21 protein-coding genes and 12 pseudogenes are annotated in these 22,291 nt (G+C 75.8%); 8 read left to right on the top strand and 25 right to left on the bottom strand.

Annotated elements, in window-relative coordinates; genetic code table 11:
* The first annotated feature begins 5 nt into the window (after window positions 1-5).
* The gene (locus UK94_RS06490; protein ID WP_011604894.1) at window positions 6-569 is read left to right on the top strand and encodes a GrpB family protein; all 564 of its coding nucleotides are present in this window, start codon (window positions 6-8) and stop codon (window positions 567-569) included.
* Between the two features lie 224 nt (window positions 570-793).
* Here the strand turns inward: UK94_RS06490 and UK94_RS06495 are convergent, their stop codons facing one another.
* The 3 genes and pseudogenes from UK94_RS06495 to UK94_RS41965 all read right to left on the bottom strand — a co-directional run.
* Window positions 794-1,333 carry a TM2 domain-containing protein gene (locus UK94_RS06495; protein ID WP_055749083.1) on the bottom strand — a complete coding sequence of 180 codons (540 nt, stop codon included), beginning with the start codon at window positions 1,331-1,333 and terminating at the stop codon, window positions 794-796.
* A gap of 127 nt (window positions 1,334-1,460) precedes the next feature.
* Window positions 1,461-1,934, bottom strand: a pseudogene (locus UK94_RS41960) (hypothetical protein); the annotation flags it as partial.
* 1 nt (window position 1,935) lies between these two features.
* Window positions 1,936-2,318: pseudogene (locus UK94_RS41965) on the bottom strand (phosphotransferase); the annotation flags it as partial.
* A 338-nt stretch (window positions 2,319-2,656) separates the two neighbouring features.
* Between UK94_RS41965 and UK94_RS06505 the strand changes: the two are divergent.
* Together UK94_RS06505 and UK94_RS06510 are read left to right on the top strand one after the other, a co-directional pair.
* The gene (locus UK94_RS06505) at window positions 2,657-3,376 is read left to right on the top strand and encodes a hypothetical protein (RefSeq protein WP_041939388.1); all 720 of its coding nucleotides are present in this window, start codon (window positions 2,657-2,659) and stop codon (window positions 3,374-3,376) included.
* A gap of 224 nt (window positions 3,377-3,600) precedes the next feature.
* Window positions 3,601-4,026, top strand: coding sequence for a PPOX class F420-dependent oxidoreductase (locus UK94_RS06510; RefSeq protein WP_011604890.1), 426 nt, complete (start codon window positions 3,601-3,603; stop codon window positions 4,024-4,026).
* A 1,678-nt stretch (window positions 4,027-5,704) separates the two neighbouring features.
* On the opposite strand, the gene UK94_RS06520 is transcribed toward UK94_RS06510, so the two are convergent.
* The 9 genes and pseudogenes from UK94_RS06520 to UK94_RS41990 form a co-directional block, all read right to left on the bottom strand.
* The coding region (locus tag UK94_RS06520) for an FMN-binding negative transcriptional regulator (protein ID WP_235486717.1) at window positions 5,705-6,241 on the bottom strand (537 nt) is incomplete at its 5' end.
* A gap of 1 nt (window position 6,242) precedes the next feature.
* A pseudogene (locus tag UK94_RS41975) lies at window positions 6,243-6,475 on the bottom strand (FMN-binding negative transcriptional regulator); the annotation flags it as partial.
* Between the two features lie 182 nt (window positions 6,476-6,657).
* On the bottom strand, window positions 6,658-7,350 hold the full coding sequence (locus tag UK94_RS06525; protein ID WP_011604886.1) for a hypothetical protein: 693 nt from the start codon (window positions 7,348-7,350) through the stop codon (window positions 6,658-6,660).
* Window positions 7,347-8,243 (bottom strand): ABC transporter ATP-binding protein, encoded by an 897-nt coding sequence (locus UK94_RS06530; RefSeq protein WP_011604885.1) that lies wholly within the window; start codon window positions 8,241-8,243, stop codon window positions 7,347-7,349. The genes UK94_RS06525 and UK94_RS06530 overlap by 4 nt, the downstream gene beginning before the upstream one ends.
* Window positions 8,240-8,617, bottom strand: coding sequence for a GntR family transcriptional regulator (locus UK94_RS06535; protein WP_011604884.1), 378 nt, complete (start codon window positions 8,615-8,617; stop codon window positions 8,240-8,242). The genes UK94_RS06530 and UK94_RS06535 overlap by 4 nt, the downstream gene beginning before the upstream one ends.
* Window positions 8,618-9,427: 810 nt before the next feature.
* Window positions 9,428-10,063: a GNAT family N-acetyltransferase gene (locus tag UK94_RS06550; protein ID WP_083866815.1), complete on the bottom strand. Its 636-nt coding sequence runs from the start codon at window positions 10,061-10,063 to the stop codon at window positions 9,428-9,430.
* 127 nt (window positions 10,064-10,190) lie between these two features.
* The gene (locus UK94_RS06555) at window positions 10,191-11,354 is read right to left on the bottom strand and encodes an epoxide hydrolase (protein ID WP_011604879.1); all 1,164 of its coding nucleotides are present in this window, start codon (window positions 11,352-11,354) and stop codon (window positions 10,191-10,193) included.
* A 221-nt stretch (window positions 11,355-11,575) separates the two neighbouring features.
* On the bottom strand, window positions 11,576-12,106 hold a 531-nt coding region (locus UK94_RS06560), incomplete at its 5' end, for a M24 family metallopeptidase (RefSeq protein ID WP_235486719.1).
* Between the two features lie 20 nt (window positions 12,107-12,126).
* Window positions 12,127-12,385 (bottom strand): annotated as a pseudogene (locus UK94_RS41990) (M24 family metallopeptidase); the annotation flags it as partial.
* 86 nt (window positions 12,386-12,471) lie between these two features.
* Between UK94_RS41990 and UK94_RS31805 the strand changes: the two are divergent.
* Window positions 12,472-12,705, top strand: a pseudogene (locus UK94_RS31805) (helix-turn-helix transcriptional regulator); the annotation flags it as partial.
* A 389-nt stretch (window positions 12,706-13,094) separates the two neighbouring features.
* Here UK94_RS31805 and UK94_RS06570 read toward each other — a convergent pair.
* Complete coding sequence (locus UK94_RS06570; protein WP_011604876.1) at window positions 13,095-13,304, bottom strand: hypothetical protein; 210 nt, start codon at window positions 13,302-13,304, stop codon at window positions 13,095-13,097.
* Between the two features lie 300 nt (window positions 13,305-13,604).
* Complete coding sequence (locus tag UK94_RS34570; protein ID WP_200912754.1) at window positions 13,605-13,796, bottom strand: hypothetical protein; 192 nt, start codon at window positions 13,794-13,796, stop codon at window positions 13,605-13,607.
* 155 nt (window positions 13,797-13,951) lie between these two features.
* On the opposite strand from UK94_RS34570, the gene UK94_RS41995 reads away from it, so the two are divergent.
* The 4 genes and pseudogenes from UK94_RS41995 to UK94_RS06585 form a co-directional block, all read left to right on the top strand.
* On the top strand, window positions 13,952-14,302 hold a 351-nt coding region (locus UK94_RS41995), incomplete at its 3' end, for a hypothetical protein (protein WP_235486721.1).
* Between the two features lie 66 nt (window positions 14,303-14,368).
* The gene (locus tag UK94_RS42000) at window positions 14,369-14,638 is read left to right on the top strand and encodes a winged helix-turn-helix domain-containing protein (RefSeq protein ID WP_268761239.1); all 270 of its coding nucleotides are present in this window, start codon (window positions 14,369-14,371) and stop codon (window positions 14,636-14,638) included.
* 155 nt (window positions 14,639-14,793) lie between these two features.
* Window positions 14,794-14,839, top strand: a pseudogene (locus UK94_RS72975) (hypothetical protein); the annotation flags it as partial.
* A gap of 1 nt (window position 14,840) precedes the next feature.
* A pseudogene (locus UK94_RS06585) lies at window positions 14,841-15,060 on the top strand (YciI family protein); the annotation flags it as partial.
* A gap of 87 nt (window positions 15,061-15,147) precedes the next feature.
* Here UK94_RS06585 and UK94_RS06590 read toward each other — a convergent pair.
* The 11 genes and pseudogenes from UK94_RS06590 to UK94_RS06615 form a co-directional block, all read right to left on the bottom strand.
* Window positions 15,148-15,879: a precorrin-8X methylmutase gene (locus UK94_RS06590; protein WP_011604872.1), complete on the bottom strand. Its 732-nt coding sequence runs from the start codon at window positions 15,877-15,879 to the stop codon at window positions 15,148-15,150.
* Window positions 15,880-15,958: 79 nt separating this feature from the next.
* Window positions 15,959-16,342 (bottom strand): hypothetical protein, encoded by a 384-nt coding sequence (locus tag UK94_RS42010; protein ID WP_235486829.1) that lies wholly within the window; start codon window positions 16,340-16,342, stop codon window positions 15,959-15,961.
* 23 nt (window positions 16,343-16,365) lie between these two features.
* Window positions 16,366-16,833, bottom strand: a pseudogene (locus UK94_RS42015) (NAD(P)-dependent oxidoreductase); the annotation flags it as partial.
* A 124-nt stretch (window positions 16,834-16,957) separates the two neighbouring features.
* Window positions 16,958-17,380: a cobalamin biosynthesis protein gene (locus UK94_RS06600; RefSeq protein WP_011604869.1), complete on the bottom strand. Its 423-nt coding sequence runs from the start codon at window positions 17,378-17,380 to the stop codon at window positions 16,958-16,960.
* Window positions 17,381-17,386: 6 nt separating this feature from the next.
* A partial coding sequence (locus tag UK94_RS06605) for a cobyrinate a,c-diamide synthase (RefSeq protein WP_235486723.1) occupies window positions 17,387-18,908 on the bottom strand: 1,522 nt, incomplete at its 5' end.
* A gap of 1 nt (window position 18,909) precedes the next feature.
* Window positions 18,910-19,138: pseudogene (locus tag UK94_RS42020) on the bottom strand (cobyrinate a,c-diamide synthase); the annotation flags it as partial.
* Window positions 19,132-19,418 (bottom strand): cob(I)yrinic acid a,c-diamide adenosyltransferase (locus UK94_RS42025; RefSeq protein WP_235486725.1); only part of this gene is annotated, 287 nt, incomplete at its 5' end. The pseudogene UK94_RS42020 and the gene UK94_RS42025, both read right to left, overlap by 7 nt.
* Before the next feature lies 1 nt (window position 19,419).
* Window positions 19,420-19,562, bottom strand: a pseudogene (locus tag UK94_RS42030) (cob(I)yrinic acid a,c-diamide adenosyltransferase); the annotation flags it as partial.
* A gap of 1 nt (window position 19,563) precedes the next feature.
* Window positions 19,564-19,652, bottom strand: a pseudogene (locus UK94_RS42035) (cob(I)yrinic acid a,c-diamide adenosyltransferase); the annotation flags it as partial.
* 1 nt (window position 19,653) lies between these two features.
* Window positions 19,654-19,740 (bottom strand): annotated as a pseudogene (locus UK94_RS42040) (cob(I)yrinic acid a,c-diamide adenosyltransferase); the annotation flags it as partial.
* A gap of 1 nt (window position 19,741) precedes the next feature.
* The coding region (locus tag UK94_RS06615; RefSeq protein WP_235486727.1) for a VWA domain-containing protein at window positions 19,742-22,151 on the bottom strand (2,410 nt) is incomplete at its 5' end.
* Window positions 22,152-22,291: the final 140 nt, after the last annotated feature.

Raw genomic sequence — 22,291 nt, forward strand, 5'->3', positions numbered from 1 at the left:
GCGCCGTGCGCGGGCGGGGGGATGGCACCGACGAGCCGGTCGACCTCGTCGCCCACGACCCGGGATGGGCCGGCCGGTTCGCCGAGCAGCGCGACCGGGTCACCGACATCCTCGGGGATCTGCTCGCCGGCGCGGTGGAGCACATCGGCTCCACCGCGGTGGCGGACCTGCCGGCGAAGCCGGTCGTCGACCTGCTCGCCCCGGTGCACGACCTCGACGCCGCGCGTGGCGCGCTGCCGGCGCTGGCCGTCGACGGCTGGCTGTACTGGCCGCAGGATCCGGCCGGCCGCTACCGCCTGTGGTTGCTGCGCCCCCGTCCGGCCGCGCGCACCCATCACCTGCACGTGCTCGCCGCTGCCGATCCGCACGCTCGCGCGCTGCTCGCCTTCCGCGACGCGCTGCGCGCCGACGCGGACCTGCGCGGGCGGTACGCCCGGCTCAAACAGCGCCTGGCCATGGCGCACCGCGACAACCGCAACGCCTACACCAACGCCAAGGGCGCCTTCGTCGACGAGGCGCTGCGCGGTATCGGTGTCGACCCACCGCCACGCACTGTTCTGCCGGAGTAGACCTCTTTGCAGGGCGGCACGTTTGCAGGGCGGCACGTTGTGCACGGTCTGAGCTGATGGACCGTGCACAACATGCCGCCGAGCAGGGTGACGCCGACGCCACCCGCCTCGTCGAGGCGACCTCGCCCGCGCACCCGCGCCGAGCGGCGCGCACCCGGCCGGCTGACCTGCGCCGCCACCCCGGCCGCGCGCCGGGCCCGACCGCCCGCGGCGGTGGGCGTCGCTCAGGCCCGCGGGTAGCCGATCCTGGTGTTGTAGTCGTTGACCGCCGTCGCCGAGGTGACCATGGCGATTACCCACAGGATGAGCCACACCGGGATGGTGAGGATCAACGTGATGATGAAGAACGACAGCATCCACAGGAACAGGTCGACGACGAGGAGGATGACGCCGGTGGTGGTCCGGCCCGCGTAGAGGTGCCCCGCGCCCAACCACAGGAAGGTCAGCAGCAGCGCGACGGCGACGGACTTCGGCGGGGCGAGCGGCCCGGGGGCGCCGGTGGTGGGGAACGGCTGCGGCGGGCCGATCGGGTAGCCGCCCGGTGGTGGGTAGGCGCCGCCGGTGGGCGGATACGCCCCGCCGTAGGGCTGGCCCTGCCAGGGTGCGACCGGCCCGCCGGCCGGCTGGCCGTAGGGGCCGTCGTAGCCGCCCGGCGCGCCGGCGTCCCCGTACGCAGGGTAGGAAGGTTGCGGCTGACCGTAGAAGGGCTGTGGCTGTGGGTCGCCGCCGTCCGGCTGGGCGCGCGGGTCATCCCGTTCCGTCATGCGATCCCCCGATCGTTGGGGCACACTGTAACAGGGTGCTTCGGCTTCGTGAACGGCTTGGTGACAGGCCGCGGCCGGCCTTCCCGCCGCGGCTCCAGCTCCTGCGCACCACCACCCCGGAAGATCATCACCACCCTACGTCGTGATCGATATCCTTTCCGTGTACGTGACCCGGGTTCCGCGCAACCGCGTCACCCTCCCGGCCCCGGTGCCTGCCCCCACCGCCGCCGTCCCCGGGCGGGCGGCGCCCGACGAGCCCGGCCTGCAGGCGGCCGCGATGGGCGGCGACCCAGCGGTGCGCGGCGCGCACCTCCTCGACGGCGCCGGCCTCGCGCAGGCGCAGGGCGCCGGGCTGCCCGGCCCGCGCACCGCGCTCGATGCCGCGCCAGCATCGGTCCTGCCACCACAGGATCGTCGCGATCAGGCGGTCACGGTGACGCAGCCCGTAGGCGTCGCAGATCACCGCGATCCGCCGGATCACCTCGGTCAGGTCGGTCGCCGACGGGCCGAGTCCGAGGAACTGCCAGCAGACGTGGGCGACGTCGTCGATGCGTCGGCCGGGCGCCGCCAGATCCCAGTCCAGCAGTGCCACCGGGCGCAGNGCCCCGGCCACCGGCCGGTAGACGGTGTTGCGCGGCGCCAGGTCGTTGTGGCAGACGACCTCGCCGCCGTGCGCCAGCGCCGTCGACGCGGTCAGGTCGTGGAGCCGGCGAACCAGCTCGGCGAGGCGGGCAAGGCTGTCGTCGGCGGTGACGGCGGCCGGCTGGTCGTCCTGCCAGGCGACATGGCCGGGCAGGTAGGTGAGGATCTCGCGGCCCTGGCCGTCGACGCCGAGCAGCCGCGGCGCTGCCTCGAAGCCGCGGTCCGCCAGCAGGCGAAGGAGACGGTGGACGAACTCGGCGCGGTCCGGCATGCATCGACGCACGGTGTCCCCGATCCGGACGACCGTGTTGACGCGCCCCCCGGGCAGCGGTGTCGCTGTCATGGGCGTGCCAGGGTCATCCGCCCGTCGGTCCGCCCCGTCGGTCCACCGCGTCACCGGTCCTCCGCGTCACCGGTCATCGGCGTGTCCGGGTCATGGGTCCATGCTCGCCGATCCGACCCCCCGTCGCGGGTGGACGGCGCCGAGCGTCGGCGGATCCTCGCCCGACCCGGCGATCTGTGATGTTCATCACACGATGATCGGGATGTGGACAACCCTGTCGACGGGCCGGTGGGTAACTCGACGTGACCCTGTGGATGTCCTGTGGGAAAAGGGTGATCCCGCGCGGCGCGGAGAAGTCAAGGCGTTGCGGTGCGTATCTGGCGCGGTATCACTGAGGCATGGCTCTGCTGCACCTCACCGCCCGGTCCACTCCGTCCGCCCGCCCGCCGGCACCCGCCCGCCAGCCCGAGTCCGCCCGCCCGACGGCGGCGCGATCGACGGCGGCGCGGCCCGTCCAGGTCGGGGCTCCCCCCGCGCCCGGCCGAGCGCACGGCCGTTCGCCCGCCCGGGCGCGGCTGGACAGCGGCCGTCCGGGCGGGCCGGGTCCGGGCCGTGCCGATCCCGACGCTGGCCGGTTCGACGCTGACCGTTCGGAGGCGGGGGGCGCGGGCGGGTCACCGGGGGGGACGGCCGGGCCGGGGGGTGCGACGGCGTCGCTGCCACCGAGTGTGGCCCGGGTTGCCGCACGCACCCGGCTGTCCGCCGAGCTGCTCGCCGCGATCCTGGAGGTCGAACGGCGGACCCGCGCCACCCTGGACGACATCGAACGGGCCGACGCCCTCGCCGAGCGGCTGCTGGTCCGTCGAGGCCGTCGTCTGCGCGCCACCGGTGCGCGTGGCGCGCAGACCGGCGCTGCCCCGGGCACCGCCGTTTCGAGCACGACCGGTCTGGCCGGCAGCGCCCTGGCCGGCAGCGCTCTGCCTGGCGGTGGTCTGCCTGGCGGTGGTCTGCCTCGCGGTGGCTCGGGCCGCAGCGCTGGGACCGCCGCGGACTCGGCGGACTCGTTCGTCGTGGATCCCAGCGGGTCGGGCGAGCAGGCGTACCGGGCGTCGGCCTGAGACGGCCGAAGCCGGGACCGCCCACCGGTCGGGCTCGGCATGCGGGTTGCCGCAGTCGGCGGGCCCGTTGCCGGCAGTCGGCGGGCCCGCTGCCGCAGGTTGTGCGCGCCCCGGCGGCGCCGGGAAGCGTCGAGACCCTCCGGCGACAGGTGCCCTGGGCACCGTGGAGTCCGCGGCGGGCGTGGCCTGGCCGGGCGGCGTCGTGGGCGGCATAGGGTGCCCGTATGGCGACGATGACCGAGGTGCAGTGGCGGGAGTTCGTCTCGGCGGGCACGCGTACCGGCAAGCTCGGCACCGTCCGTGCCGACGGGCGGCCGCATGTGGTGCCGATCTGGTTCCTCCTCGACGGCGGCGACATCGTGTTCAACACCGGGGCGGAGTCGGTGAAGGGCCGGGCGCTGCGGCGCACCGGGGTCGCGACGCTCTGCGTCGACGACGAGCGGCCGCCGTACTCGTTCGTCACCCTGACCGGGCCGGTGGCGCTGTCCGAGGACCTGGCCGAGGTGCGCCACTGGGCCACGCGCATCGCCGCCCGCTACATGGGTGCGCAGCGGGCCGAGGAGTACGGCGCGCGCAACGGCGTGCCCGGCGAGCTGCTCGTGCGCCTGTCCCCCGCCCAGGTCGTCGCCCTCGCCGACGTCGCTGACTGATCCGACCCCGCCGCGCTGACCCGACCCGGCCGGGCTCCCCTCAGGAGGCGCCGGCGGTGCGGGGGGCGCGGTCGACCGGGGGCGAGGAGATCAGCAGCAGGACCTCGTGCACCCGGGTGGCCAGCAGCCGCGACGGGCGGGCGTNGAGGATGGCGACCATCTCGTCGAGGACACCGCCGGCGGTGGCGGGGTCGTGGTTGACCAGCGTGGTGGCCAGCGCGGCCAGCGCCCAGCCGCGTTCGAGGGTGCCCGGGGTGGTGATCGCCACGGCACGCCACGCCGCGGAACGGGCTCCGGGCACCTGCAGCCGGGCCATCGCGTCGGCGACGANGCACGCCTCGCGGACGTCGTCGAAGGCGGGCCAGCCCGGATGACGCAGGCCGCGCACGACCGGGCGGTCGCGCAGGCGGGTCAGCGCGGCGTCGACGCCGGATTCGTCCCCGGCGGCCGCGGCGAGGGTGACCTCGGCGGCCGCGGCCCAGCCGTGCAGGTAGGGATGCTCGACGGCGGCGGCCCGGGCGGCGGCGGCGCGGGCGGCGTCGAGGCGTCCGTCGGCGAAGGCGATCGCGGCGTCCAGGCTGCGGGAGGTGCCGGTGAGCAGCCGGTCGTCGAGCTGGGCGGCGAACTGTTCGGTGAGGGTGGCGAAGCGGCGGGCGGAGGTGTCCGCGCCGGTGTCCGCGGACAGCACCCCCAGGTAGAACGACAGGTAGCCGGCGACGCGGGTCAGCTCGATGTGCACCGCGGGCGACAGCCGCCGCGCCAGGGCGGCCTGCACGCGGCGCCAGTCGCCGACGATCGGGCCGAGCAGGCTGGTGGGGGACACGCTGAGCAGGGTGGTGGCGTAGCGGTAGAGGCGGTCGTCGAACTCGCTGAGTGCGAGCGGGTCGGGGTCGGCGTAGGCGATCTCCCGGGAGATCATCGCCGCGGCGCGGGCGGCGGCGGACAGGCCGAAGCGGTCCGGCACCTGCGCGCCCGGCAGTTCCACCGCGTCCATGCCCTGCATCCCCTCCACCTCCCGGCCGGCGGCGCACACCGCCGGCCGGACCGCCCGTTTTCGCGCCCGCTGTCACGTCCGGGCTGGACCGGGGCCCGGGCGGGCCGGGCGCACCGGCGTCGGCGCGGCCGGCTGCCGCGGCGGCGCGGGCCGCGGGCACGCCCACCCCTGTCCGTCACGTCGTGTCACCGTCGGGTGGTCGTGGGCTGCCGCCCGCCGCGCCCGCCTCGCCCCGGCGGGCCCGCTGCGGGTGCCGGAGCTGGGCTTTGACGTCGGGTACGCGGCGAGCCGTCCACGGCGACGGTCCTACCGGTGTGTAGCCGGATCGGTGGACGACGTGACGGTGGGCACGCTACCGCGCCCCCGGGGGGGTCTGTACAGAGGTTCGACGAACTCCACACCGCCCCCGCGTTGTCCATTCGGGACATTCCTCCTCTTGTAGGTGGAACGTGAGGCGTGTAATGGGCCCTGATGGCCCGATCGGGCCGGGTGCCCCGCTGCCGGGCGGGCCCGTGCCGCGGGCCTGGTCAGGGCGGGCGGGAGTCCGGGTGGGGGGCGCGCCGAGGGCGTCTCGGGGCGTCTCGGGGCCGCGCGGGCCTGCGGGGTCGGCGGGGCGCGGGGGCGGACCCGGCCGCGTGGGCCTACCGGCGGCGGTGGGCGCCCGGCGCCTCCCCCGCGTGGGGGTCACCCGTCGGCGGCCGGCGGCGTCGGCGTGATGGGCGCGTCCTGGGCGTCCTGCGCAGTCGCCTGGCTTGGCTGGATTGACCGGTCTGGCCGGCGTGGCTGGCGTGGCTGGCGTGGCTGGCCTGGCTGGCGTGGCCCGGTGGGCGGGGTCGGGGGGCGGTGGTGGGCGACGGCGTCGGCGGTGGCGTGCTCCCCGCGGGCGCGCAGCCCGGCGAGGATCCCCTCGACGTCGGCGGGCGGGCGGTTCTGGCTGAGTTTCACCGCCGCCTCGACCCGGTCGATGACCACCTCGACGCCGACGACCGCGCGCAGCATCCCGGCGAGGTAGTCGGGTGGGGCGTCGTCGACGGACCAGGGCTCGGCGTGGGCGGCCTCGTGGGTGTCGGTGAGCCGGCGCAGCACGTCGGCGAGCCAGGTGGGGTCGTCGTGCACGCGCAGCCGGCCGTGGACGTGAACCCGGATGTAGTCCCAGGTGGGTACGACGCGGCCGTGCTCGGCCTTGGCCGCATACCAGGACGGGGAGATGTAGGCGTCGGGNCCGCCCACGATGACCAGGGCCGGCCCGTCGCGGCCGGTGCGCCACTGGTCGTTGCCGCGGGCGAGGTGGCCCAGCAGCGCTCCGCGCGGACCCCGGGTGGGGTCCAGGACGAACGGCACGACCGAGGCGAGTGGCCCGGTGTCGGTGACGGTGACGAGGTCGGCCGCCCCGGGGTGCGCGAGGATCTCGGCGATGGTCGCGGCGTCGGCCGAGAAGGGCACCGGTACGTACATCGCAGAAAGCTACCCCGGCTTCGGGCCCCGGGCGAGGCCGGGGAGGCGGCCGGCGTCACCGTCGTGGGCGCAGACGCGCCCGGCGGGAGTGCGGGTGCTGGCGCTGTGCCCGGGTGCCACCGAGACGCCGTTCTTCGACGTCGTCGGGACCCGCGACAGCGCCGTCGGGGCCCCCGGGTTTCTCAGACGGTGACCCGGCGGATCGTGGTGAACCCGCCGGCGAGCAGCGCGGCGGCGAGGACGGCGAGCACCCCGGTGAGACCCACGGCGCTCAGGGCGGTGAAGAAGTCCCCGACACCGGCCCAGGTGTGGGTCCAGGTGACGGCGAGCGCGGCGGCGAGCAGCCCGACCAGGTGCCCGGCGAGGAAGGCGACCAGGCCGGGCAGATTCCAGCGCCGGTACACCAGCCCCCACCACATCCCGTAGACGAACATCAGCACCAGGCCCACGAACGACGTCAGCCAGGTCTGGTACCACGGCCCGGTGAGCAGGTAGGCCAGGTCGAAGAAGTGCAGGGTGACCCCCCAGCCGCCGGTGGCCCGCTCGACGGCCTGCGCCGCGGTGAGGGCGAGGGCGAACACGGCGGCCAGCGCGATCCCCAGCCCGGCGGTCCCCAGGTAGTAGGAGCGGCGGCTGACCCCGAGCGCGAGCCCGAACGGCAGGGAGCGGAAGGTCGCCAGCAGCCCGCCGGCGAACACGTAGATGTAGATCGTGGCCAGCCCGCCGGAGTGGTTGGCATCCGCCGGCAGCTCGGCGGAGACGACGAGGTTCACGGCGAAGCTGAACGCCAGGATCGCCCAGGGCAGCACCAGGTAGAGGAAACGCTGCAGCAGATGGAAGCGGGCGATGGTGAGCATGGTGCGCCCGGTGGTCATGGGCGGCTCTCCTCGGTCGGTTGCTCGGTGGCCAGCGCCGAGGCCTGGACGACGACCTGCTGCAGCGACAGGGGTTCCACCCGCAGGCGCAGCTCGCGGGCGCGCAGGCGGTCGGTGTCGTCGAGGGCCTGCGCGACGACGACGGACTCCTGGGAGGCGATCGTGCGCCGGCCGCGGGTGGGGCGTCCGGCGACGAGGCGCTGCACGGCGGCGCTCGGGCCGCTGACCATCGTCCAGCCGCCGCGGATGTCGTCGGCGGCGCAGTCGAGCACGATCCGTCCGCGGTCGATCATCACCACCCGTTCCAGCAGCCCGGCGACCTCGTCGACGAGGTGGGTGGACAGCAGCATCGTGCGGGGGTGTTCGGCGTACTCGGCGAGCAGCCGGTCGTAGAACAGCTGGCGGGCGACGGCGTCGAGGCCGGCGTAAGGCTCGTCGAACAGGGTGACCTCGGCGCGGGCGGCCAGGCCGATGACGATGCTCAGGGCCGAACGCATGCCCCGGGACAGCCGTTTGATCGGCCGGTCGGTCGGCAGCTCGAACTCGCCGACGAGGGTCTCGGCCAGCTCGGCGCACCAGCCCGGATGCGACCACGACGCCGCCTTCAGCGCGTCGCGGACCCGGATGTCGGGGAAGCTCTGGTCCTCGCGCACGAAGACCATGCGGCGCAGGACGGCGTCGTTCTCGATCGGGTTGGCGCCGAGCACGCGCACCTGCCCGGCGGTGGGCAGCTCGTGGGCGGCGAGGATGCGCAGCAGTGTGGTCTTGCCGGCGCCGTTGCGGCCGACCAGGCCGGTGATGGACGGCCCGTCGACGGTGAGTCCGACATCGTCGAGGGCGAGGTGGTGGCGGTAGCGGCGGGTCAGGCCGCGCACCGAGATCGTGGCGGTCACCGGGCGATGCCTGTCTGGGTGGGGCTGGCCTGGCGGATCAGTGCCACCAGCTCGTCGGGGTCGATGCCGAGCCGGCCGGCCTCGGCGACCAGCGGCTGCACGTAGCGCTCGGCGAACTGGCGGCGGCGCTCGTCGAGCAGCCGCGCCCGGGCGCCGGGCGCGACGAACATGCCGATGCCGCGGCGCTTCTCCAGCAGCCCGTCGTCGGTCAGCACGCCCAGGCCCCTGGCCGCGGTGGCCGGGTTGATCCGGTAGTAGGCGGCCAGCTCGTTGGTCGAGGGCACCCGTGCACCCTCGGCGAGGGTGCCGTCGGCGATCTCCTCGGTGAGTCGTTGGGCGATCTGGGTGAACAGTGGTGTGGCGTCATCGAGCACATTGACTCCCCCATCGTCGGCGACCCATGTTCGTCGGTTAGTTACTTGACTAATGTACCGAGGAAGTTGTGCCCGTCAAGGCGGGACGCTGCGGCTGGGGATGNATCGACGGGAACTGGAGCGCGACGGTCTGGTGGCCGCCCGGCCCGGGATCGGCACGTTCGTGACGCGGACGCTGACCGACTCCACGCTCGCCGCGCACGGGCTGCTGCGGGCGGACCTGCAACGCTGGCTGGCCAGGGCCCGCCGGGCCGGCCTCGACGACGAGAGCATCGAGGCCCTGTTCACGACCACCTTCCGGTCCGCCGCGGCGCAGGACATAGCGTGAGCGCCGTCCTGCAGGCCCCCGGTGTACGCCGGGCTGAGCGTCGCCGATCATCTGCGCCTGGGCGCCCGGCTCAACCCGGGCTGGGACGACGAGCTGGCCCGCGCGCGGATTCGCCAGCTCGGGCTGGACCCGACTGCGCGGGCCGCGACCCTCTCGGGTGGCCAACGGGCCCAGCTCGCCCNCACCCTCGGGATCGCCGAACGCCCCGCCTGCTCATCCTGGAAGACCTCGTGACTGGGCCCTGCAAGGATCCGAAACAGCGCCTCTTCCTCGCCCTCGCCCTGCTCCTGACCGGGTCCTGCTTCTGGCGGACCCGCCGCCTGTCCTGACAGAACCCCGGTCCGTCCGCCCGGGGTACACGCGGCTCGTCCGCTGTGACCGAGGGACCGCCGCCGGTTTTCGGTCGTGGCCGTGGACAGTGGGGTCGTCGGCGCAACCGCACCCGGCGGCCCCCGTCGACCCCCGCAGCCGCGCGCAGCGGTTCAGGACTCCGACGCCCGTGCCGTGTCGGCGGGAGTGAGGGGGCGGGTGAAGGCGATGCGGTGCAGCCCCGGCCCGTCGTAGTCGACCTGGACGTCGACGCCGTCGACCGTGCGCCGCCCCGGGATGATCCGGAAGCCGATCGCGGTGTGGAAGGCCACGGAGGTGGCGTTGCCCGGGCTGGTGATCGCATCGACGCGCCGGGCGCCGCCGGCGGCGGCCTGGGCGAAGAACCACCGGTACAGTCCGGCGGCCACGCCGCGGCGGCGCAGGGCCGGGTCGACGCCGACGAAGTGGATGTAGGCGGCGTCGGGCTGCGCGGCGGAACGGAAACCGATCAGGAAGGCCGTCAGCCGGCCGTCGGTGGCCTCGCCGAGCAGGGAGGTGTCGGCGAAGTGCTGGAAGAACAGCCGGGGCAGCAGCAGGGCCCGCTGCCGGGAACCGGCCTCACCGCCGAGGGCGCCCCACCAGTCGTCCAGCACGGCGAGCACCCGCGCCTGGTCGGCGCCGCCCGGCCGCCGCCAACGCAACTCGCCGGGCAGCGCGGGGTGGTCGGACGAGGCGGGGTGATCGGACGAGGCGGGGTGGTCGGGGCTGGGGGTCGGCGCCGGGTCGGGGCCGTCGGGGGTGCGGATCATCCGGTCAGGCTGCCGGCCCCGCCGCGATCCGTCACCCCCTTTTCCGCCGCCGCATCCGGCCACGCTGCGACTTCGACGATCATGGTGTTCCGCGGAACCGCGTCGTCGGTCGGCCTGGGGGTGTGGGTCAGGGGCGCAGGGTGCGGAAGAAGGCGGTGACGTCGGCGGTGAACAGCTCGGGCTGTTCGAGGGCGGCGAAGTGGCCGCCGTGGGGTTGCACGGTCCAGCGCCGCAGGTTGTAGTGGCGGGCGATGACGGCGCGTGCCGGCCGGTAGATCTCCTTCGGGAAGATCGCCGCACCGGTGGGGGTGCTGATCTGCCGTTCGGGGGCGCCGAGCAGGCCCGCGGCGCGGGTTTCGTAGTACAGCCGGATCGACGAGCCGATCGTCTCCGTCACCCAGTAGGTCGTGATGTTGGTGAGGATGTCGTCGCGGCTGATCGCCTTCTCCACGTCGCCGTCGCAGTCCGACCAGGTGCGGAACTTCTCCACGATCCAGCCCGCCAGCCCCGCCGGGGAGTCGGCCAGGGCGTGGGCGAGCGTCTGCGGCTTGGTGCCCTGGATGGCCTGGTAGCCGGTCTCGTACTGGGCGAAGTGGCGGGCGAAGTCGAGGTCGGCGATCTCCTCGGGGGTGAGGTTGGCGCGTTCCTCGCGGGTCATCGGCGGCGGCGGGACCAGGTTGAGGTGGATGCCGATCAGTCGGTCGGGGTGGTAGGCGCCCAGGTGGGCGGTGATGGCCCCGCCCCAGTCGCCGCCCTGGGCGGCGAAGCGGTCGTAGCCCAGGCGGGTCATGAGCTGCGCCCAGGCGTCGGCGATGCGCCGCACGTGCCAGCCGCGTTCGACCGTCGGCCCGGACCAGCCGTAGCCGGGCAGGGACGGGCAGATGACGTGGAAGGCGTCGGCGGCGTCGCCGCCGTAGGACGGCGGGTCGACGAGGCGGTCGATGACCCCGCCGAACTCCACGATCGACCCGGGCCAGCCGTGGGTGAGCAGCAGCGGCACGGCTCCCGGGTGCGGCGAGCGGGCGTGCAGGGCGTGCACGGTGGTGCCGTCGATGACGGTGCGCAGGTGCGGCCAGCGGTTGAGGCGGGCCTCGGCGGCGCGCCAGTCGTACCCGTCCGCCCAGTAGGCGCACAGCCCGCGCAGGTAGTCCACGTCGGTGCCCAGGTCCCAGCCCGTGCCGGGGATCTGCTCGGTCCACCGGGTCCGGCGCAGCCGGTGGCGCAGATCGTCGAGGACCGCGTCGGGGACGTCGATCGTGAAGGGCTGCAGGGCGGTTGACGGCGACGTCACGGCACGCTCCGAGGGGTCCGGGGTCGGGTTGGGGTGGCCACCAGCCCGGCGGCGGGTGCCGGGACGGTCAGCTCCGACTATCGACCGCCGCGGCGGCGACCCGCAACGGACCGGGCGCCACCCGCGCCGAGCAGGGGCGCGATCCGCTCGGGGTGCGGGCGGAGCGACGCGAGGTGCTGCCGACCGGTGGCGGTTGGCAGCGCTGGCTCCGACGCTGGTGCTCAGACGGTGGTGGCCGAGGCGGTGGTGGCCGAGGCGGTGGTGGTGAGGATGCGCGGACCGTCGGCGGTGATGGCGACGGTGTGCTCGACGTGGGCGGCGCGGCTGCCGTCGATGGTGTGCAGGGCCCAGCCGTCGGCGGCGGTGCGGTAGCTGTCGCGGCCCCCGGCGCAGAACATCGGTTCCAGCGCGAGGACCAGCCCGGCGCGCAGCGGCATGCCCCGTCCGGGCCGGCCGTCGTTGGGCACGCTGGGATCCTCGTGCATGTGCCGGCCGATGCCGTGCCCGCCGAAGTCGCGGGGGATGCCGTAGCCGGCGGCGCGCCCGACGGCGCCGATGGCGGCGGCGATGTCGCCGAGGCGGCCGCCGGGGACGGCGGCGGCGATGCCGGCGGCCAGCGCCGCGGCGGTGGTGTCGATGAGAGCGGCGTCGTCGGGGCGTCCGGCGCCGACGGTGAAGCTGATCGCGGCGTCGCCGACCCAGCCGTCGAGCTCGGCGCCGCAGTCGATGCTGACCAGGTCGCCGTCGCGCAGNGGGGTGTCGCCGGGGATGNCGTGGACGATGACGTCGTTGACCGAGGCGCAGATGACCGCGGGGAACGGCGTCGGGGCGAAACCGGGCTGGTAGTCCAGGAAGACCGGGATGGCCCCGGCGTCGCGGATGACCGCGTGCGCGACCGCGTCCAGCTCGCGGGGGGTGACCCCGACGGCGGCAGCGTCGCGGGTGGCGCCCAGCGCACGGGCGACGACCTCCCCGGCCGCGGCCATCGCCTCGATCGCAGCGGCCGACTTCAGCTCCACCATCCCGACCATCCTTTCCCCGCGTGCGCCGACGCCGCGCCTGCGCCGCGTCGGCACCCACCGAACCCAATAACTATAACGGTATTAGTATCACGGGTATGGTACGGGCGCCGTTGACGAGGGCGGAACGGGAACGTGGCGAGCGGCTGGGCGGGCTGCTGCGGGCCGCGCGCGGCGAGCGCAGCATGGTCGAGGTCGCCGCCGCGGCCGGGGTGTCCCCGGAGACGCTGCGCAAGATCGAGGCCGGCCGCATCGCGACGCCGGCGTTCTTCACCGTCGCCGCACTTGCCGGGGTCCTCGGCCTGTCCCTGGACCTGCTCGCCGACGCCTGCGACCCGGCGGCGCTCGGCGCCCTGGACCCCGGACCCGCCGTCCCCGCCCCCGACACCACCCGCGAGCACGGTCACTCCAGGGTGGCGGCGATGTCCAGACCGGCCGGCGCACCGCCGCTGGCCGCCTCGAACGCCCGCCAGCGCGATCGGGTACCGCTGACGCCGTCGCGATGACCGGCGGCGATCCGCCGAACGCAGGCAGGCACAGAAAGACACGAAGGCACCATGGCCTGTGGGTACCGGGACTGGGACCGAGGCCGACGCGGCGCGGTTCCGCGGAACCGCGCCAGGGCGCCGGGCAGGACCTCGACCTCCACGATCCTGCCCCACCTCGACGGTGAGGATCAAGGAACGCCGCAGGCTCCCACGGTCGCGTGCACCTACGCGGCCTACGTGCCCGGGACGGCGTCGACGGGGAGTCTGACGCTGAGGCGGCGACGCAGGATCGCCTGGGCGGTGTCGCGCAGTTGGCGGGCGCGCAGGCTGAGGTCGGCGGGGTCCAGGTGCTCGGCGGCGGCGAGGATCGTCACCTGGGCGCGACGGTGCTCGGCGTAGCGGTCCTGCTGGTCGGCGGCGCGGCGCTCCTGCGGGGTGGCCATGTGTCTCCCTGGTGGGACGGGCCCCGGCGGCACGATGCCGGTCGGGGTCTGCGCTGGTGACGGCGGGTGGGGAGCAACGGCAGTAGGCCCGCCCGCTCAGTGTGCGCCGTCGACGCCGCCGAGGGAGCGCGGGCAGTGCGGGGGCCGTGGAGGGNCTGCGTCGTTGGATGGGCTGCGTGGCAGGGTGGCACCGTGCCCTTCACCGCCCTGCCGCCGACAGCCTGGCGCCCTCAGTGCGCCGCACAGCCGTCCGCGCGCTCTGAAGGCGCCGGACCGGCCGGGGGCGTGCGTCCCGACCGGTCAGGTCCGAACAGTCGCGGCGCAGTCCCGCCATGCCGCGGCGCTCAGGAGCGGACGCGTGCGGGCGAACAGGGCGCGCAGACGGGGACCGACCTGCGCGGCGAACGTCGGGTTGTGCCGGGCGAGGTCGAGTTCGTTGGCTGCGGTGAGTTCCAGGAACGCCCGTAGCTCGCCACCGCGGACCGGCTGCACCTGGCCGGTGAACCGGTCGCGGAACTCGACCTGCGCCGCGGCGGACAGGCGAGGGTAGACCCAGGCGCGATCGCAGCTGGCATACCGGTAATCACCTTCTCGACATCTGTTCCCGCCATCGTGGCCACCTCGCGGCGCCGGGAGAGGTCCACCAGGTGCGGGGCGAACCCGTCGGTGCCGTAGACGGCGTGGCACAGACCCGCCACCTGCAGCACGCTGGCGGCCCGCCACCGTGCGAGCAGGTCGCGCACGCGCAGCAGATGGTCGAACAGGCTGCCGCCGGGATGGTCGATCCTGTCCGCCCCCCAGGACAGCAGAAGACCTTGAGCTCTGATGGCCGTCGGGTCGTCGTCGCCGAGACAGTCGCCGATCACGGGCACGATCCTCCCAGCCGCGGACTTACCATGACGGCAGGACCGGCAACGGCGCGACGGTCGCCCGCGGGCGGGTTGCCGGTCGCCGTTGCGCGCCGCAGGGAGGTGGCCATGACGCAGCCGACGGCCGCCNGCGGGCCGGCCAGGACGCCGGCGCGCACGCAGAGCCTGACCCACCGCGACCCGGCGCAGGTCAGCCTGCAGGAGGCCCTCGACGCCCTCGGGGACCCGGTGCGCCGCGCCATCCTGCGCATGCTGGCCGACCATCCGGACTGGACGCTGCCGTGTGGCAGCTTCGAGGTGCCCGTCAGCGCGGCGACCCGCAGCCACCACTTCGCGGTGCTGCGCGCGACCGGGCTGCTCGAGCAGCGTGACACCGGCCCCCGCCGGTTCAACCGGCTGCGCCGGGCGGAGTTCGACCGTCGCTTCCCCGGGCTGCTCGACCTCGTCCTGCACGAGGACGCCTGAAGGACGTCGCAAGGATGTCGGAAGATGTCCGCGGATGGGCTGATGTGCCCCCGACCCCGCCGCCGGGCTCGTCACCGCGGGCGCACGGCGCGTTCCCCGCAGAAGGGTGCCTCCCGCCGATGTTCGTGATCGTGCTTCGTTACCTTCGCCCGATNGAGGAGGTCGACCGGCTGCTGGCCGAGCACCGCGCCTACCTGGCCCNCTACTACGACCAGGGCGTGTTCCTGCTCTCCGGCCCGCGCACGCCGCGCACCGGCGGGGTCATCCTCGCCGACGGCGTCGAGCGCGCGACGCTGGACCGCATCCTCGCCGAGGACCCCTTCCAGCAGGCGGGCGTGACCGCCACGGACGTCATCGCGTTCACCCCCGTCGGGCGGTCCCATCCCGACCTCGCCCGGTTCCTGCCCGCGCCCCCGGACTGAGCGTCCCCCCCGGACTGAGCGTCCCCTCGGACTGAGCGTCCCCTCGGACTGACCGTCCGCCGGCCGCGCGTCAGTCGGGCGGCTTGGTCAGTCGGGGACGAGGGTGTGCAGCAGGGCATGGACGGCCGCGGCGGCGACGGCCGGGCCGCCGCGCGCGGAGCGGTTCGACACCGCGGGGATGCCGCTGTCACGCAGGCCCATCTTGGCCTCCACCGAGCCGACGAAACCGACGGGCAGCCCGACCACGAACGCCGGGCGGGCCACGTCGGCCAGCGACAGCAGCTCCTCCAGCGCGCTCGGCGCCGCCCCGATCACGTAGACGGCGCCCGGGCCGACCTCGTCGACGGACAGCGCCATGCCCACCGCCGGGCGGCTGAGGTCGTCGCGGCGGGCGACGGCGGGATCGGCGCGTCCGACGCTGCACACCACCGGCCGACCGGCCAGGTGAGCCCCGGCCCCGCCACCGGCGTCACCGGCGCTATCGGCATGGGTGTGCGGAGGTGGGTGGGCGTGGGGGTCGGGGTCGGGCGGGCGGCGGGGGTCGTCGGCGAGGCCGAGGGCGGTCATCGCCACGTCGGTGACCAGCGCGACCCCCGAGCGCAGCGCCGCCACCCCTGCGCGTAGATCGTCCTCCCGGCAGACCAGGTCGTCGGCGTAGCGCACGTCGGCGCTGGCGTGCACGACCCGTTCCAGCACCGCCCGGGTCAGCCGGGGCAGCCCGGAGGTGTCCAGGCGGGCGCGCACGACCGCGTAGGACATCCGCTCCACCGGATCGACCGCGCCGGTCGGCTCCCGCCTCGTCACGATCCCTCCCGTCACGATCCCTCCCGCCGCGGGTCGTCACCGCCGGTCCGCGCGCCGCGGACGGCACGGGCGCCCTCTGCGCCGATCCCAGGGTCTACTCCACGCGGGAAGGTCGCCAGCGGTGCCGCGGCGCCCAGCCCAGCAGCGTGCGTGCGCCCGAGGTGTCGATCAGTGCCCGGTACGGATCCTGGAGATACTCCGCTCCCCCGCGCCAGGTGACGTCGGGGAGCAGCCGCGTCACCAGGGCGCGGGCGTCGTCGTGGGCGGAGGAGATGTCTGCCGCGCACAGCAGCAGCCGATGGTGCCCGGCAAGCGGAGCGGTCAGCGCCCGTTCGACCGCCGAGGCGAGGTCACTCACGTCGAGGAAGGCGCCGTACTCCCAGATCGGCGCCCATTCGAAGGTGGGCTCGTCGCGGCGGGCCCGCCGTATCCCGGCGTAGGTCTGCTCGGCGAACACCCCCCGGGTGGGCGCAGGCACACCGTGCAGAGGCCGGTCGCGGCGGTGGCCACCTGGCACATCTGCTCGGCCAGCCACTTCGACATCGCGTACGCACCCGCCGGGCGGGCGGGATGGCGGTCGTCGAGGGGAAGGTAGGCCGGGCGGCCGCGGCCGCCGAAACACCCCAACACGTCCACGCTGCTCATGACGACCACCCGGGGCACACCGCGGCGTTCGGCCGCCCGCAGCACGTTGCTCGTCCCGACCACATTGGTCTCGAACACCCGCGTGTCCGTGCCGGTCGTGACCGGTCCAAACGCCGCCAGGCCCGGATCGTCGACCGGCTCGTCGAGGGCGGCCAGGTGCACGATCCCCCCGCAGCCCGCGGACATCCGCTCGAGACCGGCAGCGTCGCACACGTCGTGCCCGTCCATCAGATCGAATCCCACCGTCCGGTGTCCGGCGGATGTCAGCGCCGCTGTTACGGCCCGGCCCACCAGCCCCCGGTCTCCGGTCACCAGAACACGCACAGCCCGACAGCCAACCAGCCCGCCCCCGTTGTCGGCGAGTCGTTTTTCGTCGGCGAGGACCGTGTCCTGCCTGCCGTGCCCGCGAGGGGACGGGCTGGTTCAGGGGAGTCTGGGCGCGATGAGATCACCGAGGTGGCGGGCGGTGGCGGGCGACGGCGAGGGTGGCGCGGCGACTGGTGCGTTTGGGTAGGAGCAGGACCGGTCGCGGCGCGGCCGGGTTCGGGTCGAGGGGGAGCAGGCAGGCTGCCTCGGCGACGCTCGGGGTGCCGAGGGCGGCCTGCGGCGCGGCGCCGGGGTGGGGGACGTCGACGGTGGCCAGGCGGTGCGGGGGGTAGGCCGCGATGGGCCAGCGGTGGTGGTCGGCGGCGGCGACGATGCCCGGCTCGTCGCGGCGGGCGTCGACGGTGGCCAGCAGGCGCACGGCGTCCGCCGGCACGGCGAGTGCGCGTAGCGCCGTGTCGATGAGCGCGAGGATCTCCGCGGCGTCGACCCCGGGGCGCGCGCCGACGCCGACGACCAGCTCGGCCGCGGTCCGGGCGGTGGCCATCGGGGGTCAGGCCGCGCCGGGCCGGCGGCCGCCGGTGCCGGGAATGCCGTGGCGGGCGGGCGGATCGCCGTAGCGGGTGGCGGAGGCGGGGTCGCGGTGGGTACCGGCGGGGTTGTCGTGGCGGGTGGCGGAGGCGGGGTCGCGGCGGGATGCGCGGGCGGCGGCGAGCAGGCCGGTGGCGATCCGGGGCGATCCGGCCCAGTGCAGGTGCAGGTAGGAGGCGTGCACCCGGCGGTGGACGAAGCCCTCGGCCAGCCAGCGTGACGGCGCCTCGATCGGGCCGGCCACCGGGGGCTCGACGGCCGCCGGCGGCGTCCCGGGTGGCGCTTGCGGCGGCGGGGTCGCCGCGCCGGCGGAGGCGGGGGCGGCGGGGTCGACGACGGGCAGCCACCAGGCGGGCGGGGGGGCGCCGGCGGGCGGGGGCAGCAGGACGGTGCGGTGGAACTCGTGGGCGGCCAGGACGCTGCCGGCCGGGACCAGCGGGCTGGGCGTGGCGGCGACGGCCCGGCGGTAGCCGAGGGTGAGCCGCGGGCCCATCACCGCGTCGACGTCGAGGACGGCGCACATCGGCGCGCCGTCGAGGCTGCGGGCCAGATACAGCAGCCCGGCGCATTCGGCGGCGACGGGCCCGCCGCGGGCGGCGAACGCGGCGATCTCGCCGCGCAGCCGGGTGTTGGCGGTGAGCGCGCCGACGTGTTCCTCGGGGAAGCCCCCGCCGATGATCAGCGCGTCGGTGCCGGCGGGCAGCGTGTCGTCGTGCAGCGGGTCGACGGCGACGACCTGCGCGCCGGCGGCGGTGAGCAGCTCGACGTGCTCGGCGTAGCCGAAGGTGAACGCCGCCCCGCCGGCGACGGCGATCCGCGGCGGCCGGCCGGCCCCGGCGCCTCGCCCCTGCCCGCCTTCCCCGATCACGGTGGACGTGGCGGTGGCGGTGGACGTGGCGAGGGCTGTGTCGGTGGCGAGGGCCGTGTCGGTGGCGAGGGCCGTGTCGGTGGCGAGGGCTGTGGCCGGATTCCAGGCCTCGGTGTGCAGCGGGGGGGCGGCGCGGGCGACCCGCAGCAGGCCGTCGAGGTCGCAGGAGGCGGCGACGAGGGCGCCGAGGCGGTCGACGGCGTCGAGGGCGGCCGGGCGGCGTTCGGCGGCGGGCACGAGGCCCAGGTGACGCGACGGGGTGTGCACGGACTGTTCGCGGGGGACGGCGCCGAACACCGCCATCCCGATGTCGGCCAGCGCCTCGGTGAGCAGTGCGCGGTGGCGCGGCGAACCGACCCGGTTGAGGATCACCCCGGCCAGGTGGATGCGCCGGTCGAACGCGCGGAACCCGGCGACGAGCGCGGCGATGGACCGGGCCGCGCCGGAGACGTCGACGACGAGGATGACCGGAGCGTCGAGCAGCCGGGCGACATGCGCGGTGGAGGCGTGGTCGGCGGCCTCGCCGGGCTGCGGGCGGGCGACGCCGTCGAACAGGCCCATCACCCCCTCGACGACGGCGACGTCGGCGCCGGCCGCGCCGTGGGCGAACAGGGGGNCCAGGCGTGCCTCGCCGCACAGCACCGCGTCGAGGTTGCGTCCGGGCCGGCCGGTGGCCAGGGCGTGGTAGCCGGGGTCGATGTAGTCGGGGCCGACCTTGTGCGGGGAGACGCGCAGCCCGCGGGCGCACAGGGCGGCCATCAGCCCGGTGGTCACCGTGGTCTTGCCGGCGCCGCTGGTCGGGGCGGCCAGCACGAGGCGGGGCAGGGTGAGCGGCGCGCTCACCATTCGATCCCCCGCTGCCCCTTCTGCCCGGCGTCCATCGGATGACGGATCTTGGTCATCTCGGTGACGAGGTCGGCGGCGTCGAGCAGCTCCTGCGGGGCGCGCCGGCCGGTGACGACGACGTGCTGGCGGCCGGGACGGGCACGCAGGGTGTCGACGACCTCGTCGACGTCGAGCCAGCCCCAGCCCATCGGGTAGGTCATCTCGTCGAGGACGAGGAGCCGGTAGGTCTCGGCGGCCAGGTCGCGGCGGATCTGCGCCCAGCCTTCGGCCGCGGCGGCGGNGGGGTCGCCGTCGGGGTCGACGCGGCCCTGCACCCAGCTCCAGCCCGAGCCCATCTTGTGCCAGTCGACGGTGCCGCCGGCGCCGGAGTCGGCGAGCACCCGCAGGGCGCGTTCCTCGCCGATGCGCCACTTGGCGGACTTGANGAACTGGAACACCCCGACCGGCCAGCCCTGCGACCAGGCGCGCAACGCCAGCCCGAACGCGGCGGTCGACTTGCCCTTGCCGTCGCCGGNGTGCACGATCAGTAGCGGTCGGTCGCGGCGTTCGCGGGTGGTCAGTCCGTCGTCGGGGACGCTGGCCGGCTGCCCCTGCGGCGCCATCTCAGGCCGCCTTTCTGGCGTGTGGGCGCGGGGTCGGCGGCGTCGGCCGGGTCGTCGGCGGCGGTGGGGTTGTCGGCGGCGGTGGGGTTGTCGGCGGCGGTGGGGTTGTCGGCGGCGGTGGGGTCAGCAGCGGCAGGGCGTCGAGTCCGATCGTGATCCCGCCGAGGGCGTGGGCGAGCCGGCCGGCCAGCCCCAGGCGCAGGAAGCCGCTTTCGCAGTCGACGACGACGCTGGCCAGCCCGCCGCGGCCCGCGGTGCCACCCGGGCCGCGCCCGCCGCGGGGCCGACTGGTGGCCGGTCCCCCCGCGCCACCGGCGGCGCGGACCAGGGCGCGGGCCACCGGCAGCGGGTCGGCGCCGGCGGTGGCGCGCCCGTCGGTGACGACGACGAGCAGGGCGCGCCGGGCCGGGTCCCGGCGGCGTTCGGCGCGCAGCACCTGCCCGGCGCGGGTGAGCCCGGCGGCCAGCGGGGTACGCCCGCCGGTCGGCAGCGCGCGCAGCCGGGCGGCGCCGACCTCGACGCTGGCGGTGGGGGCGAGCACGACCTCGGCACCGGACCCCCGAAAGGTGATCATGCCGATGCGGTCGCGGCGCTGGTAGGCGTCGGTGAGCAGGGCCAGCACGGCGGTGGTGACCAGGGTCATCCGCGCCTGGGCGGCCATCGATCCGCTGGCGTCGACGACGAACAGCACCAGGTTGCCCTCGCGGCCGACCCGCACCGCGCCGCGCCGGTCGGCGGGCAGCAGGATCGGGGCGGGCCCGCGTCGGCCGCGGGCGTGCTGGTGGGGGGCGGCGGCCAGCAGGGTGGCGGGCAGGTGCATCCCGGGGGCGTCGGCGGCGGTGGTGACCACCGCCCCGCGGTTGCCGCGGACCAGGGAGCGGCGCCCGGCGGCCCCGGCGGCGCTGCCCAGGCCGGCGACGGCGAGCAGCCGGGGTCGAAACGCCGCCCCGGGCGCCCCCGCGACCCCCGCTCCGGCGGCGGCCGGGTCGGGCGGGGCGCCGCTTCGGGCGGATCCGGCGGTGATGGTCGGACGGTCCGCGAACGCAGGGCGCATCCCCGGCGGGAGGGTGAGGTGTCCCCCGCCCGCCCGGTGCCCGCGCCCCTCGGCATCGGCGCTGGCACCGAACGCGCCGGTGGGAGCGCGGTGCGGCGCGGCGGGCAGGCGCGGATCGTCGGCGCCGGGCGGTGCGTCCGGGCCCGTCGCCGGGTCGGCTCCGTGCGCCGGTCCCTGTCCGTCGAGCCCGGCCCCGGCACCGAGTGAGCCGCCGGGGCCGGTGCGGTCGTCGTCGCCGTCCGAGCCGCCGCTGCCGGGGCCGCCGCCGTCCGGGCCGCCGCGGTGCGGACCGTCGCGGTGCGGACCGTCGCCGTCGGGGTCGTCGTCCGGGTGCGGGCCCCGGCCGTCCGGGCCGAAGCCGTCCGGTCCACGGTTGTCGGGGCCGGTTCCGTCGCCGGTTGCGTCCTGGCGTGACCGTCCGCCGTCACCGGCCGTGCCGGCGGTGTCGCCGTCGGCCGTGCCGGCGGTGGCCGCGTCGGCGAGTTCGGCGTCGGCGGTGGCGTCGAGGCCGTCGAGCGCGGCGTCGAGGACGGCGTCGAGGGTGGCGTCGTCGAGGTCGGGGGCGTCGAACGGGCCCCGGCGGCGCCGATGCGGCAGGGCCAGGCGCGCGCCGGCGCGGATGTCCGCGGCGCGGACCGTGCCGTGCCCGGACCAGGCGGCCAGCGCCATCGCCGTCTTCGCCAGGACGACGTCCGCGCGCATCCCGTCGACGTCCAACCCGGCGCAGACCGCGGTCACCGCGCGCAGCGCCGCGTCGGTCAGGGTGACCGCCCGCAGGCGGGTGCGGGCGTCGGCGACCTGGGCGGCGAGGCGCGCCTCGGCCGGCGCCCAGGCGGCGGCGAACCCGTCGGGGTCGGCCTCGAACGCCAGCCGGCGGCGCACCACCTGCGCGCGCAGCGCCGGATCGCGGCTGGCGGCGACCTGCACGGTCAACGCGAACCGGTCGAGCAGCTGCGGGCGCAGCTCCCCCTCCTCCGGGTTCATCGTCCCCACCAGCAGGAACGACGCCGGGTGACGCACCGAGACCCCGTCGCGTTCGACGTGGGCGACGCCGAGCGCGGCGGCGTCGAGCAGCAGATCGACGAGATGATCGCCGAGCAGGTTGACCTCGTCGACGTAGAGCACGCCGCGGTGGGCGGCGGCCAACAGCCCCGGGCGCAGCACGCTGACGCCGTCGGCCAGGGCCCGGTCGAGGTCGAGCGAGCCGGTCACCCGGTCCTCGGAGGCGCCGACGGGAAGCTCGACGAGCCGCGCCGGGCGGCTGACCCCCACCGCGGCGGCCGGATGCGGCCCGTCGGGGCAGTCCGGGTTCGGCGCCTGCGGCGCGCAGGCGAACCGGCAGCCGTCGACCACCTGCNCCGGTGGCANCACGGCGGCCAGCCCCCGCACCGCGGTGGACTTGGCGGTGCCCTTCTCCCCGCGCACGAGCACGCCGCCGAGCGTCGGGCTGACCGCGTTGAGCAGCAGCGCCAGGCGCAGGTCGTCCATGCCCACGAC

The organism is Frankia sp. AvcI1 (assembly GCF_001420875.1).
GTDB lineage: Bacteria > Actinomycetota > Actinomycetes > Frankiales > Frankiaceae > Frankia > Frankia alni.